At 60.5% G+C, this 13,413-nt stretch carries 16 protein-coding genes; 3 read left to right on the top strand and 13 right to left on the bottom strand.

Annotation, left to right across the window (positions count from 1 at the left end):
- Window positions 1-31: 31 nt before the first annotated feature.
- The 9 genes from ASE80_RS21005 to ubiE are packed head-to-tail and all read right to left on the bottom strand — an operon-like array spanning window position 32 to window position 6,003.
- Window positions 32-739, bottom strand: a complete 708-nt coding sequence (locus ASE80_RS21005; protein ID WP_056860636.1) for a 16S rRNA (uracil(1498)-N(3))-methyltransferase — start codon at window positions 737-739, stop codon at window positions 32-34.
- Window positions 736-1,527, bottom strand: a complete 792-nt coding sequence (tatC, locus tag ASE80_RS21000) for a twin-arginine translocase subunit TatC (protein ID WP_056860635.1) — start codon at window positions 1,525-1,527, stop codon at window positions 736-738. The genes ASE80_RS21005 and tatC overlap by 4 nt, the downstream gene beginning before the upstream one ends.
- A complete protein-coding gene (gene tatB / locus ASE80_RS20995; RefSeq protein ID WP_056860634.1) occupies window positions 1,524-1,925 on the bottom strand; it encodes a Sec-independent protein translocase protein TatB in 402 nt (133 codons plus the stop codon). Before tatB ends, tatC begins: the two co-directional genes overlap by 4 nt.
- Before the next feature lie 10 nt (window positions 1,926-1,935).
- Entirely contained in the window at window positions 1,936-2,214 is a 279-nt protein-coding gene (locus ASE80_RS20990; protein WP_056860633.1) for a twin-arginine translocase TatA/TatE family subunit, read from the bottom strand.
- 25 nt (window positions 2,215-2,239) lie between these two features.
- Window positions 2,240-2,572, bottom strand: a complete 333-nt coding sequence (locus ASE80_RS20985; RefSeq protein ID WP_017138590.1) for a phosphoribosyl-ATP diphosphatase — start codon at window positions 2,570-2,572, stop codon at window positions 2,240-2,242.
- A gap of 2 nt (window positions 2,573-2,574) precedes the next feature.
- On the bottom strand, window positions 2,575-2,967 hold the full coding sequence (hisI, locus tag ASE80_RS20980; protein WP_056860632.1) for a phosphoribosyl-AMP cyclohydrolase: 393 nt from the start codon (window positions 2,965-2,967) through the stop codon (window positions 2,575-2,577).
- A 41-nt stretch (window positions 2,968-3,008) separates the two neighbouring features.
- Window positions 3,009-4,613 carry a ubiquinone biosynthesis regulatory protein kinase UbiB gene (gene ubiB / locus ASE80_RS20975; protein WP_056860631.1) on the bottom strand — a complete coding sequence of 535 codons (1,605 nt, stop codon included), beginning with the start codon at window positions 4,611-4,613 and terminating at the stop codon, window positions 3,009-3,011.
- Window positions 4,610-5,233 carry a ubiquinone biosynthesis accessory factor UbiJ gene (locus ASE80_RS20970; RefSeq protein ID WP_017138587.1) on the bottom strand — a complete coding sequence of 208 codons (624 nt, stop codon included), beginning with the start codon at window positions 5,231-5,233 and terminating at the stop codon, window positions 4,610-4,612. The genes ubiB and ASE80_RS20970 overlap by 4 nt, the downstream gene beginning before the upstream one ends.
- A complete protein-coding gene (gene ubiE, locus ASE80_RS20965; protein ID WP_056860630.1) occupies window positions 5,233-6,003 on the bottom strand; it encodes a bifunctional demethylmenaquinone methyltransferase/2-methoxy-6-polyprenyl-1,4-benzoquinol methylase UbiE in 771 nt (256 codons plus the stop codon). The genes ASE80_RS20970 and ubiE overlap by 1 nt, the downstream gene beginning before the upstream one ends.
- Before the next feature lie 145 nt (window positions 6,004-6,148).
- Between ubiE and ASE80_RS20960 the strand changes: the two genes are divergently transcribed.
- The 3 genes from ASE80_RS20960 to ASE80_RS20950 all read left to right on the top strand — a co-directional run bounded on the left by ASE80_RS20960 (window position 6,149) and on the right by ASE80_RS20950 (window position 7,936).
- On the top strand, window positions 6,149-6,424 hold the full coding sequence (locus tag ASE80_RS20960) for a polyhydroxyalkanoic acid system family protein (RefSeq protein WP_017138585.1): 276 nt from the start codon (window positions 6,149-6,151) through the stop codon (window positions 6,422-6,424).
- 105 nt (window positions 6,425-6,529) lie between these two features.
- Window positions 6,530-6,952 carry a phasin family protein gene (locus tag ASE80_RS20955; RefSeq protein WP_056860629.1) on the top strand — a complete coding sequence of 141 codons (423 nt, stop codon included), beginning with the start codon at window positions 6,530-6,532 and terminating at the stop codon, window positions 6,950-6,952.
- A gap of 12 nt (window positions 6,953-6,964) precedes the next feature.
- Window positions 6,965-7,936: a phasin family protein gene (locus ASE80_RS20950; RefSeq protein ID WP_056860628.1), complete on the top strand. Its 972-nt coding sequence runs from the start codon at window positions 6,965-6,967 to the stop codon at window positions 7,934-7,936.
- A 173-nt stretch (window positions 7,937-8,109) separates the two neighbouring features.
- Here the strand turns inward: ASE80_RS20950 and ASE80_RS20945 are convergent, their stop codons facing one another.
- The 4 genes from ASE80_RS20945 to phaC (ASE80_RS20930) form a co-directional block, all read right to left on the bottom strand.
- A complete protein-coding gene (locus tag ASE80_RS20945; RefSeq protein ID WP_056860627.1) occupies window positions 8,110-8,730 on the bottom strand; it encodes a TetR/AcrR family transcriptional regulator in 621 nt (206 codons plus the stop codon).
- Between the two features lie 27 nt (window positions 8,731-8,757).
- Window positions 8,758-10,440: a class II poly(R)-hydroxyalkanoic acid synthase gene (gene phaC, locus ASE80_RS20940; RefSeq protein ID WP_056860626.1), complete on the bottom strand. Its 1,683-nt coding sequence runs from the start codon at window positions 10,438-10,440 to the stop codon at window positions 8,758-8,760.
- 88 nt (window positions 10,441-10,528) lie between these two features.
- Window positions 10,529-11,374 carry a poly(3-hydroxyalkanoate) depolymerase gene (phaZ, locus tag ASE80_RS20935; RefSeq protein WP_056860625.1) on the bottom strand — a complete coding sequence of 282 codons (846 nt, stop codon included), beginning with the start codon at window positions 11,372-11,374 and terminating at the stop codon, window positions 10,529-10,531.
- A 175-nt stretch (window positions 11,375-11,549) separates the two neighbouring features.
- Window positions 11,550-13,229, bottom strand: coding sequence for a class II poly(R)-hydroxyalkanoic acid synthase (gene phaC, locus ASE80_RS20930; protein ID WP_056860624.1), 1,680 nt, complete (start codon window positions 13,227-13,229; stop codon window positions 11,550-11,552).
- Window positions 13,230-13,413 lie beyond the last annotated feature (184 nt).

Genomic DNA, 13,413 nt, shown 5'->3' with positions numbered 1-13,413 from the left:
CGCTCCCACCTTTTTCGGGGCGGGTCGGTGTTCAGAACAACCGAGCGAGCAGGGCGGTCACGGCGGTTTCTACGCGCAGGATGCGTGCACCCAGTTGCACCGGTTGCAAGCCGGCCTTGGCCAACAGCTCCACTTCGTAGGGGATCCAGCCGCCTTCGGGGCCGATGGCCAGGGTCACCGGCTCATCCAGCCCACGCGGGCACGCCGGGTAATCGCCAGGGTGGCCGATCAGGCCCAGAGTCCCTGCGGTCATGGCCGGCAGGCGGTCTTCGACGAACGGCTTGAAGCGCTTTTCGATGATGATCTCGGGCAGCACGGTGTCGCGCGCCTGTTCCAGGCCGAGGATCAACTGCTCGCGAACCGCCTCCGGCTCCAGGAACGGGGTTTGCCAGAAGCTCTTTTCGACCCGGTAACTGTTGACCAGCACCACCTTCGGCACGCCCATCGCCGCCACGGTTTGCAGCACCCGGCGCAGCATCTTCGGACGTGGCAGGGCCAACAGCAGGGTCAGCGGAAGTTTGGGCGGTGGCGGTTGGTCGAAGCTCACTTGCAGCTCGGCTTCACCGGCTTCCAGGCGCAGCAATTGCGCATTGCCCATCAGCCCGCCAATACGGCCGACCCGCAGGTTGTCACCTACCACCGCACGGTGGACTTCCTGCATATGCACCAGGCGCCGATCACGCAGGATCACGCGGTCGGCCGCAATAAAGTCGGCCTCCTCAAGCAACAGCAGGTTCACGGTTGCGTCGCTGGCGGCTGGTCGTCGTCGGCGGGTTGGTCATCCGGGTGATCGCCACGCTTGCTGATCAGGCTGCCAAACAGGATGCCGATCTCGAACAGCATCCACATCGGCACGGCCAGCAAGGTCTGCGAGAAAATGTCCGGCGGCGTAAGGATCATGCCGACCACGAAGCAGCCGATGATCACGTACGGGCGCACTTTCTTCAGGTATTTGACGTCGACCACGCCGATCCACACCAGCAGCACCACGGCCACCGGGATTTCGAAGGCCACGCCAAAGGCGAAGAACAGCGTCATCACGAAGTCGAGGTAGCTGGTAATGTCGGTCATCATTTCCACGCCGGCCGGGGTGGCGGCGGCGAAGAATTTGAAGATCAGCGGAAACACCAGGAAATACGCGAAGGCCATGCCGGTGTAGAACAGCAGGATGCTCGACACCAGCAACGGCACCGCAATGCGCTTTTCATGCTTGTACAGGCCCGGCGCAATAAAGCCCCAGATCTGATGCAGGATCACCGGGATTGCCAGGAACAGCGAGACCATCATGGTCAGCTTCAACGGCGTTAAAAACGGCGACGACACGTCGGTGGCGATCATCGTCGCGCCGGCCGGCAGGTACTGGCGCAACGGCGTGGAGACGAAGGTGTAGATCTGCTGGGTAAAGGCGAACAGCCCGGCAAAGATGATGAAGATGGCCGCTACGCAACGCAGCAGGCGGGTCCGCAGCTCGGTGAGGTGCGAGACCAGCGGCATGTGCTGGTCGTTTTCCGGTTTATCAGCGCTCATGGGGCTCGCGGCGGCAATGTAGGGTCATGGGGAGCGGGCGACGCCACAGGCGTCGGCGCTGGCTCAGTCGGGGCGGGCGCGGCTGGCGGTACTGCGGCCGCCGGAGCGATGCTGTTTTCGGGCACAGGTTCCACCGGTTTGGCGGGCTCCTGAACCGGCGACAGAATCTTGCGCGCCTCCTGCTCCAACGACAGGATATGTTCGTTGTGCAGCTGGCGGCGGATCTCGTCGGCGCCGATTTCCCGTTCAACTTCCTGTTTGATGGCGTTGAAACTGCGTTTCAGGCGCCCGATCCACAGGCCGGCCGTGCGTGCGGCACCGGGCAGGCGTTCCGGCCCGAGTACCAGCAAGGCCACGAGGCCGACGAGCAGCAGTTCAGAGAAGCTGATACCAAACATTAGTCAGTGCTCACGAGTCTTTGCGGGTCGGCTCTTGGACTTTCTCAGCCTGCACGTCGAAGGTGCGACGCTCGGTGATCGGCTGGGTGGCCTGCGGGTGAACGGGCTGCGCCGGCGGCACTGGGTTGGCCATCGGGTCGGCCGGTTTTTCATCGTCGTTCATGGCTTTACGAAAGCCCTTGATCGACTCGCCCACGTCAGTGCCCAGGTTCTTGAGTTTCTTGGTGCCGAACACCAGTACCACGACCACCAGAATGACGATCCAGTGTTTCCAGTCAAAAATGCCCATGCTGCAATTCCTCTGTAAAAGTTATTCAGGCGGACGGGCGCGAGGCCTTTTCGGCGTGCCCGGACAGGCCGAAGCGACGGTCCAGTTCATCCAACACGGCCTGTGGGTGCTGCCCCAGTTGGGCGAGCATGACCAGGCTATGGAACCACAAGTCTGCGGTCTCGTAGATTACATCGCTGTAATCACCGCTGATTTGCGCATCTTTGGCGGCAATAATCGTCTCGATCGACTCTTCGCCAAGTTTTTCCAGAATCTTGTTCAAGCCCTTGTGGTACAGGCTGGCAACATAGGAGCTGTCGGCGTCCGCGCCTTTGCGGTCTTCCAGCACCTGGGCCACACGGTTCAGGGTATCGCTCATGTTCAGTGTCCTGCGCAATAAATGGCGTGCGGGTCTTTGAGCACTGGCTCCACAACCTTCCACTCGCCGTTTTCGAACACGCGATAGAAGCAGCTGTGACGGCCGGTATGGCAGGCGATATCGCCGATCTGCTCGACCTTCAGGATCACCACGTCGGCGTCGCAGTCGATGCGCATCTCGTGCAGGGTCTGCACGTGTCCGGACTCTTCGCCCTTGCGCCACAGTTTGCCACGCGAACGTGACCAGTAAATGGCGCGCTGCTCAGTGGCGGTGAGGCTCAAGGCCTCGCGGTTCATCCAGGCCATCATCAGTACGCGCCCGGTCTTGTAGTCCTGGGCAATGGCCGGCACCAGGCCGTCACTGTCCCACTTGATCTCGTCCAGCCAGTCTTTCATGTTCGGCTCCGGCAATTTGCGACAGTGTATAACCGGATCGGCTATCGGCGCACGATCAGATAAACACCCACGGCGACCATGATGCCCGCCGGCCAATGGCCCAATTGGTTCAGCGGCCCGCCAATCGCCAGCATCGCGCCGCCGACCAGGTGGGCGGCGCCCAGCAGGCGCAGGAACCAGTCGTCCTTGCGCCTGTGCCACGGCGGCGCAGGATCTTTGGCGTGGGGCTGGGACATGCGCTCCAGCAGGTCGCGGGTCATGTTGGCCAGGTGCGGCAGTTGTTCCATCTGGCTGTGCAGGTTGCCCAGCAGGGTTTTCGGGCTGACGCGCTCGCGCATCCAGCGTTCCAGGAACGGCTGCGCGGTGTTCCACAAGTCCAGGTCCGGGTACAGCTGGCGGCCCAGGCCTTCGATGTTGAGCAAGGTTTTTTGCAGCAGCACCAGCTGTGGCTGCACTTCCATGTTGAAGCGCCGCGCGGTCTGGAACAGACGCATCAGCACCTGGCCGAAGGAAATATCTTTTAACGGTTTTTCAAAGATCGGCTCGCACACGGTGCGGATTGCCGCTTCGAATTCGTTGAGCTTGGTTTCGGCCGGCACCCAACCCGAATCGATGTGCAATTGCGCCACGCGGCGGTAATCGCGCTTGAAAAAGGCGAACAGGTTGCGTGCCAGGTAATCCTGGTCTTCCGGGGTCAGGCTGCCGACGATGCCGCAGTCGATCGCAATGTATTGCGGGCTCCACGGGTTGACGGTACTGACGAAAATGTTGCCCGGGTGCATGTCTGCGTGGAAGAAACTGTCGCGGAACACCTGGGTGAAGAAGATCTCCACACCGCGCTCGGCAAGCATCTTCATGTCGGTGCGCTGGTCGGCAAGAGTGGCGAGGTCGGTGACCTGCACGCCGTAGATGCGCTCCATCACCAGCACTTTGGGGCGGCACCAGTCCCAATACACCTGGGGCACATACAGCAGCGATGAACCTTCGAAGTTGCGCTTGAGCTGGCTGGCGTTGGCCGCTTCACGCAGCAGGTCGAGTTCGTCGTAGATGGTTTTTTCGTAGTCGGCGACCACATCCACCGGGTGCAGCAGGCGCGCATCGGCGGAGAAGCGTTCGGCGGCGCGGGCAAGGATAAACAGCCACGCCAGGTCCTGGCCGATGATCGGCTTGAGTCCGGGGCGGATGACCTTCACCACCACTTCTTCGCCGGTCTTCAATTGTGCAGCATGAACCTGCGCCACCGAGGCCGAGGCCAGTGGCTCGACGTCGAAACGGCTGAACACCTCGCTGATCTTGTTGCCCAGCTGTTCTTCGATCAGCTTCATCGACTGCTGGGAATCAAACGGCGGCACGCGATCCTGCAACAGCATCAGTTCGTCGGCGATGTCTTCGGGCAGCAAATCGCGACGGGTCGAGAGGATCTGCCCGAACTTGATAAAGATCGGCCCCAGGTCCTGCAACGCCAGACGCAGGCGCGCGCCACGGCTCAGCTCCAGCGGTTTGCGCGGGAACCAGCGCCAGGGCAGCACATAACGCACCGCCAGCAGGAACCACGGCAACGGCAGGGCGAACAGCAGGTCATCGAGGCGGTAGCGGATTACGACGCGCTGGATACGAAACAAACGGCGGACGGCGAGCAGCTTCATGCGTTATCGCTTGGATCAAGGGAACGGCTCAGGCGCTCGAAGCGCGCCTCAAGGCGTTCCAGGTCGATTTTGGCCTTGTCGAGTTCACGAAAGCGCGCTTGCGCTTCCCGTTCTCCGACCAGGGTGCGCGATTCTTCGCTCAAGTATTCGGCAAGGTTCTGGTTGAGGCTGGCGAACCCTTGCTGGTACCAGCGCGAGCGGCTGCGCAGGTGCCCGCTGATCAACTGGGTGGCCACCGGGCCGATCCAGCGTGACAGCTCGTATTCCCAATCCAGTTCCAGGTCTTGCAGCACGGCGGCCAGGTCCATCAGCACGGCGCTGTCGCCTTCGAGCTCCACGTCGGGGCTGTGCAGGATCGCGGTCTTGTTGCGGCTCAGCGCCAGGTGCAACAGGCTCGAGGCGGGTGCGCGCAGGGTGCAGTCGGCCTCTGCGGCCCAATCGCCGGCGAGCAGCAGGCCTTCATCGCTGGGCAGGATAAACAGCTGCAGGGCGGGGCTGGTGCAATCGACGGCAATGACTTTGCCGTTCAAGTGCGCAAGCCGCGCCAGGGCGGTGCTGTCCAGGCGCAGGACACGGTTGATGCCGTGTTCGACGCTGGCGAGGAGGCCTGCGAACAGCATCAGGGCTTGATGCCGCGGTGCAGGGCGACGATGCCTGAGGTCATGTTGTGGTAGGTCACGCGGTCGAAACCGGCCTCTACCATCATCGACTTCAGGGTTTCCTGGTCGGGGTGCATGCGGATCGATTCGGCCAGGTAGCGGTAGCTCTCGGCGTCATTGGTGATCAGCTTGCCCATCAACGGCATGAAGGCGAACGAGTAGGTGTCGTAGACCTTGGACATCAGCGCGTTGGTCGGTTTGGAGAACTCCAGCACCAACAGGCGGCCGCCCGGCTTGAGTACGCGCAGCATCGAGCGGATCGCGTCCTCTTTATGGGTCACGTTGCGCAGGCCGAAGGCGATGGTCACGCAGTCGAAATGGTTGTCCGGGAACGGCAGCTTTTCAGCGTCGGCCTGCACGAACTCGATATTGCCGGCCACGCCTTTATCCAGCAGGCGATCACGCCCGACCTTGAGCATCGAACCGTTGATGTCCGCCAGCACAACCTGGCCGGTCGGGCCCACCAGCCTGGAGAACTTGGCCGCCAGGTCGCCGGTGCCGCCGGCGATGTCGAGCACGCGGTTGCCGGTGCGTACACCCGACAACTCGATGGTGAAGCGTTTCCACAGGCGGTGCATGCCGCCCGAGAGCACGTCGTTCATCAGGTCGTACTTGGCCGCAACGGAATGGAACACCTCAGCGACTTTTTCCGCTTTCTGGCTTTCCGGAACGTTCTTGAAGCCGAAGTGAGTGGTGGGTTCGGCATCGCTGCCTTTGCGCTGATCAGTCATATCGCTGTCACCAAAAGAGAATGCGGGACATGATAATCCCCACCGCCTGCTTTGTCTTGGCAAGGCTGAAGGTAAGATAGGTGTTCATCGAGACCTTTTGCCGCATGGCAGGTGTTCTGAGTCGATATAAAGAGGAGTCATTGCAATGGCCCGTATTACCGTTGAGCGAGCACATTCCCTGGGTAAAGAAGGCGCACGCGCGAAGGCCGAGAAGTTGGCGCACAAACTCAAGGAGCAATATGGCCTTGAGTCATCGTGGTCGGGCGACAGCCTGAACCTCAAGCGTTCGGGGGTTAAAGGCACGGTGTTAGTCGCTGATGAATCGCTGCGCATTGATGTTGAATTGGGCCTGTTGATGTCGGCCATGAGCGGCACCATCAAGTCTGAAATCGAGAAAGCCCTGGATAAGGCGCTGGCCTGATCGATGTGTTCTTAGGGTGCCGATTCTAATTTTCCAGCCTACTTTGTGCCCAAGCCCTCAACTCCTGTGGGCCGTTCCTCGACCCTGATCTGCGTGAGGTGCACCATGGCCAAAGTTATTTTGAAGAAAAAAATCGACCTTCAGTCCACTGCCCTGAGTGACGTTAAAAGCTACGCCCGCAAGATCTGGCTGGCAGGACTTGGCGCCTATGCCAAGGTCGGCAGCGAAGGCAGCGAGTACTTCAAAGAGCTGGTTAAGACCGGTCAACATGTTGAAAGTAAAGGCAAAAAAGTTTTGGTTGAACAACTTGACGCCGCCAACAGTCAGATTGACCAAGTAAAGAGTAATGTCTCCAGCGTCAAAGGTGTGGTTGAAGTTCAACTGGATAAAGTTGAAAAAGCTTTTGACACGCGTGTTGCAAGTGCCTTGAATCGAATCGGCATTGCGTCTAAACATGACGTGGAGACACTCTCTGCTAAGCTCGAAGAGCTGACGACATTGCTAGAACGTGTCGCGCGTAAACACTAAGGAGACATCGGGATGGCTGTTAAAAAGACTACTCAGAAAGAAGGCAGCTCGTGGATCGGGGAGGTTGAAAAATATTCCCGTAAGATCTGGCTTGCTGGTTTAGGCGTGTACTCGAAGGTTAGCAGTGACGGCGGCAAATACTTCGAGACATTGGTCAAGGACGGCGAAAAGGCCGAGAAGTTGACCAAGACCACAGTTGGTAAAAAAGTTGAAGCGGCCAAGGCCTCTGCCGGCTCAGCCAAGTCGAGCATTTCTGACACCTGGGGCAAGTTGGAAGAAACGTTCGACAAGCGTCTCAACAGTGCCATTTCGCGACTCGGCGTGCCCAGCAAAGCGGAACTGAAGACGCTGCACAGCAAGGTCGATACCCTGACCAAGCAAATCGAAAAACTCACCGGCGCTAAAGTGGCTCCAGCCAAGACCGCCGCCGCTAAACCGGCTGCCAAGCCTGCGGCTAAAACCGCGGCTGCTAAACCGGCTGCCAAAACCGCTGCCAAGCCTCTGGTAAAAGCGGCGGCCAAGCCCGCTGCGAAACCTGCGGCCAAGGCTCCGGCTAAAGCTGCGGCAAAACCCGCTGCCAAAACCGCAGCTGCCAAACCGGCCGCCAAGCCTGCAGCAAAACCCGTGGCCGCTAAAGCCGCTGCCAAGCCGGCGGCTAAGCCGGCTGCCAAAGCAGCAGCAAAACCAGCGGCCAAGCCTGCGGCTAAAACCGCAGCAGCCAAACCTGCTGCCAAGCCGGCCGCTGCGAAACCTGCAGCCAAGCCAGCCGCCGCTAAAGCTGCTGCCAAGCCTGCGGCAAAACCTGCCGCCGCGAAGAAGCCAGCAGCTGCCAAGAAGCCTGCAGCGCCCAAGCCTGCTGTTGCGGCCAAGCCTGCAACCCCAGCGCCAACCGCTTCGACAGCCAATTCGGTGTCCGCACCGACCCATGCTGCTACCGCCCCGCCTGCAACGCCGGTAACCCCGACGCCATCCAGTCAGTCCTGATTTTTTCAGGGCACAAAAAACGCCCGGCCTGTGAAGGTCGGGCGTTTTTTTATGGAAGTCTCATATACACCGGATTTCCAGTGTGGGAGCGGGCTTGCCCGCGATGGCGGAGTGTCAGCCACCCAGGTATTGGCTGATAAATTGCTATCGCGGGCAAGCCCGCTCCCACATTTTTAATCCGCGTCATCCAGGTATTTGAGCGCAAACCGCTCAGTTGCTTGTCGCGCCGGCAATAGCAGATGCGGCGCCACCAGCATCATCACCTGGTACACCACCACCCGCACCTCGCCTTCGCGGTCGAGAATCCGCTGGTAGTCCAGGGAAAACAGCAGGGTCATGGTGATCTGTTCCACCAATTGCCCCAATGCCTGGGTGTCACTGACCAACTGCCCCGCTGCCTTCAAGCGCGCAAGCAGTGAAGCCAGGGTGCGCTTGAGCGCCGTGAGCAAGTTGCGAATGCCCTTGGCCAGCTTGGGCAGGCGCCCGGCCAGGTTCGACAGGTCCTGGAACAGGAACCGGTAATGGGCCATGCGCTCGATGATCAGGTGCAGGAACAGCCAGTAATCTTCGGGTTTGAGTTGCGCATCCGCCGGCGGGTCGAGCAGAGGCGCCAGTTCATTCTGAAAACGCTCGAACAACCCGAGCACCAACGGCTCCTTGCCATGGAAGTGGTAGTAGAGGTTGCCGGGGCTGATCCCCATTTCATTCGCCACCTCCATGGTCGACACGTTCGGTTCGCCCTTGTGGTTGAACAACTGCAGGGCACATTCAAGGATACGGTCGCGGGTCTTCATCCAGTCTTCTTAATCTGATCGTTGAGCTCAGCGCACCCGCACGTACGTGCCTGGCGCCGCTTCCATCGGTGGGTAATTCTGGTTGCCCAGGGCGGTGAGGGTCTCGCGCTGCACGCCCGACCGTTGTTGGATCCATGCAAGCCACTGCGGCCACCAGCTGCCTTCGACGTGACTGGCGTCGTAGTACCAGGCGCGCGGGTCGCTGCTCAGCTTGGAGTTCTCGACGTAGTTGGCCTTGGGGTTGCCCGGCGGGTTGAGGATGCTCTGGATATGCCCGCTGTTGGACAGCACAAAGCGCCGCTCGCCGCCCAGCAGTTGGGTGGAGCGATACACCGCATCCCACGGCGTGATGTGGTCGTTGATGCCGGCCACGCTGAAGCTGTCCACGGTGACTTTTTGCAGGTCGATAGGCGTGCCGCACACCTCCAGGCCGCCAGGGTGGCTGAGCGGGTTGTGCTTGAAAAAATCCAGCAGGTCGCCATGCAACGCGGCGGGCAGGCGCGTGTTGTCGTTGTTCCAGTAGAGGATGTCGAACGCCGGCGGCTCTTTGCCCAGCAGGTAATTATTGATCCAGTAGTTCCAGATCAGGTCGTTGGGGCGCATCCAGGCGAAGACTTTGGCCATGTCGCGGCCGTCGAGCACGCCTTGCTGGTAGGAGCGGCGCTTGGCGGCCTCCAGGGTCTGTTCGTCAGCGAACAAGGTGGCGGGGCTGTCGATCTGGCTGTCCAGCAGGCTCACCAGGTAGCTGGCGCTGGAGATGCGCCGCAACTGGCGCTTGGCTTGCAGGTGGCCTTGCAGCGCGGCGATGGTCAGGCCACCGGCGCAGGCGCCCATCAGGTTGACCTCACGGGCACCGGTGATTGCCCGACACACATTCAGCGCCTCCTCCAGCGCCGCCACATAGGTGGACAGGCCCCACTCGCGGTGACGCACATCCGGGTTGCGCCAGCTGACCATAAAGGTCTGCAGGCCGTTTTTCAGGGCGTACTGCACAAAGCTGTTGGCGGGGCTGAGGTCGAAGATGTAGTACTTGTTGATTTGCGGCGGCACGATCAGCAACGGCTTGGCGTACTGCTTTTCGCTCATGGGTTTGTACTGGATCAGTTCCAGCAGCTCGTTGCGAAACACCACGGAGCCCGCGGTCGTTGCCACCGTTTTGCCCACTTCAAAAGCGTGTTTGCTGACCTGGCTGGGCAGGCCGTTGTTGTGCAACAAATCGTTAAACAAATTACTCACGCCGCGCACCACGCTGTTGCCGCCGGAGTTAAGCAGCTCCTTGATGGCCAGCGGGTTGAGCAAGGTGTTGGAGGGCGAGACGGCATCGTTGATCAGTGAGAAGGCGAAGTGCGCGCGGGCGCGGTCGTCGGCGCTCATCGAGCTGTCATTGATCCAGTCACGCGTTTGTTTCTGCCAGCTCAAATAGGCTTGCAGGCTGCGCCGGTACAGCGGGTTAAGCGCCCAGGTGGGGTCGGCGAAGCGGCTGTCGGCTGGGTTGGGGGCATGCACGGTTTCACCCAGCAGCACGCGACCGAGTTGGCCACCCAGGGCCAGGGCGTGCCGAGCGGTGTACAGCGGGTTGCGCCAGCCATGGTGGGCGACACTGCGCAGGGTCGCCAGCAAATCCCGGCCCCGCAGGCCACTGATCGCATTTTGCGCGTTGATGAACGCGGCAGGGGTGGGCGCCGGGTTCGTCACGGGTCTTTCTCGCATGAGCCAACACTCCTTCGTCAAGCCATCAACAGGCACGCCAATTCAGAACCATAGTCGGTTCCTGGCAAGTTGCGCGGCGGCGTAGTCCTTACACCGCTGGTCGGGGGTGAATCACCGCACGCAGGCGCTCCTCTTCAAGAAACTTCATGATGATCGGCGCCACGGCTTCGGCGCGGGTAATCAGGAACAAGTGGCCATCATCGATGATGTGCAACTGTGCGTTGGGAATGCGCCAGGCGAGCATGCGCATATTGATCAGCGGAATCAGCGGGTCGTCGTCGCCGGCCAGCACCAGGGTCGGTTGGCGGATCTTGTGCAACCAGTGAATGCTGGTCCAGCCAAGGCCGGCAAACAGCTGCCAGTAGTAACCGAGCTTGCCCGCCGAGCGCACTTTGCTCGCATGTTCGGCGGCCAGTTTGGAATCGCGGCGGAACGAGCCGCCATAAATCATCGGTGCAATGCGCACCACGTGGGACGGTTGGATATAGCGCCTGGGGCTTGCCATCAGCCACAGCACCTTGGGTTTGCCCGGCACCATAAAAGCCCCGGCTGCCGTCGCCGCGAGGATCAGTTTTTTGCAGCGCTCGGGGTAGTCATAGGCAAACTGCTGCGCCAACGCGCCGCCCCAGGACACACCCACCGCATTCACCTGGCCATAGTCCAGGTAATCGAGCATGCGTGCAGTGAGCTTGGCCAGACCGGGAAAGCGATAGGGCACGCTGGGTGTTGATGAACCCCCCACACCTGGCACATCGAAGGCGATCACTTCCAGGTCCGGGTCCAGCGCCTGGGCGAATGGAAACACCAGCTCAAGGTTGGCGCCGATGCCGTTGAAGATCAGCAGCGGCGTCAAGTGAGGCTTGCCCGGGCGTACCGCCGTACGGATGGTCTGGCCATCCAGGTCGATGGTACGGAAGATGAACGGTTGCGGCATGGGCTTACCCTGCGAAATGGCGCGATATTTCCCTGTCGGAACCCGATCAATGTGGGAGCGGGCTTGCTCGCGAAAGCAGTGTGTCAGTTGATGCATTCGGTGGCTGACACACCGCCTTCGCGAGCAAGCCCGCTCCCACAGTTGACCGCATTCCAGCTACAAAACAGTGTTTCGTTTATCGTTCATGCACATAAGTACCCGGTGCCGCCTCAGCTGCGGCATAGGCTTTGTTACCCAGGCTTGTAGGTGCTTTCTTCAATTTGCCCGCCCGCTCGGCCTGCCACACCTGCCAGTGCAGCCACCACGAGTCAGTGTGCTTGGTGGCATTCTCCTGCCACTCCAGCGGCTTGCCCGCCAAACCATCGCTGGTCTGGTAACGCGCCTTGGGGTTGCCTGGCGGGTTGAGAATGCTCTGGATATGCCCACTGCTGGACAACACAAACTCCACTTTGCCACCAAACAGCTGCGCCGACTTGTAGCACGACTGCCACGGTGTGATGTGGTCGTTGGTGCCGGCCAGTGAGTAGATATCGGCGGTCACCTGCTTGAGGTCGATCGGCGTGCCGCACACTTCCAGGGCATTGGCGCGCACCAGCGGGTTGTTCTTGAACAGCTCAATCAAATCGCCATGGAAGGCGGCCGGCAAGCGTGTGGTGTCGTTGTTCCAGAACAGGATGTCGAACACCGGCGGCTCGTTGCCGAGCAAGTAGTTATTGACCCAGTAGTTCCAGATCAGGTCGTTGGGGCGCATCCAGGCAAACACCTTGGCCATGTCGCGGCCCTCCAGCACGCCGGCCTGGTAGGAATGGCGCTTGGCCGCCTCCAGGGTCTGTTCGTCGACGAACAGCGCCACCTGGGTGTCCAGCGTGGTGTCCAGCACACTCACCAGCAGGGTCAGGGCGTTGACCTTCTTCTCCCCCAGCGCCGCGTAGTGGCCCAGCAGGGCGGTGCAGGTGATGCCGCCGGAGCAGGCGCCGAGCATGTTCACGTCTTTGCTGCCGGTAATCGCGGTGACCACATCGACCGCTTCCTTGAGCGCCTCGATATAAGTCGACAGGCCCCACTCCCGCTGCGCCTTGGTCGGGTTGCGCCAGCTGACGATAAACGTCTGCTGACCATTGCGCAGGCAGAAGCGCGCCAGGCTCTTTTCCGGGCTCAGGTCGAATACATAGAATTTGTTGATCTGCGGCGGCACCACCAGCAGTGGGCGCTCGTGTACCTGTTCGGTGATGGGCTTGTACTGGATCAGTTCCAGCACATCGTTACGGAATACGACCGCGCCTTCGGTGGTGCCCAGGGTCTTGCCGACTTCAAAGGCGCCCATGTTGACCTGGCTCGGCATACCGCCGTTGTGCACCATGTCTTTGGCCAAGTGGGACAGGCCATCAAGCAGGCTTTTACCGCCGGTTTCAAAGAAGCGTTTGACCGCCGCCGGGTTGGCCGCGCTGTTGGTGGGGGCCATGGCTTCAGTCATCAGGTTGATCACAAAGTGGCCGCGGCTGATGTCCTGCTCCGACAGGCTGCTGTCGCCGATCCAGTCGTGCAGTTCCTTGCGCCACGCCAGGTAGGTTTGCAGGTAGCGCTTGTAGAGCGGGTTCTGGCTCCACGCCGGGTCGTTGAAGCGACGGTCATCGCCTTCGGGGGCCAGTGCGGACTTGCCGAACATCACGTTCTTCAATTCCACGCCAAAATGCGCGACGTGTTTGACGCTGTGCAACGGTTGCTTGATGGCTTGGGTCAGCACCATCTTCGCTGAGGCCAATAAATCCTTTTTGCGTAACGCGATGATCGGGTTCAGCCCCAGGGTGTTTTCCGAGGCCTGGCGTTTCAAGTCATCGTTATTCTTGTTACTCATCTACGACGCTCCATTGTCCGAAAGACGAGTACCGGCGATTGCTGCGCACCCAATTTCGATACACGACACCAGCCTGGTACTGCGACTCGGGTGACCGTTGATACCGCATCGTCAAATGCAGGGAACTTGCCAGTTCCATTGGTTACCCGAGTTTAATTTTTTTCGCAAGCGGGCCAATCGTTGA

Source organism: Pseudomonas sp. Leaf15 (genome assembly GCF_001421425.1).
Classification (GTDB): Bacteria; Pseudomonadota; Gammaproteobacteria; order Pseudomonadales; family Pseudomonadaceae; genus Aquipseudomonas; species Aquipseudomonas salomonii.
Note: the sequence above shows the minus strand (reverse complement) of the source record. Positions and strands in the feature narration are given on the sequence as shown.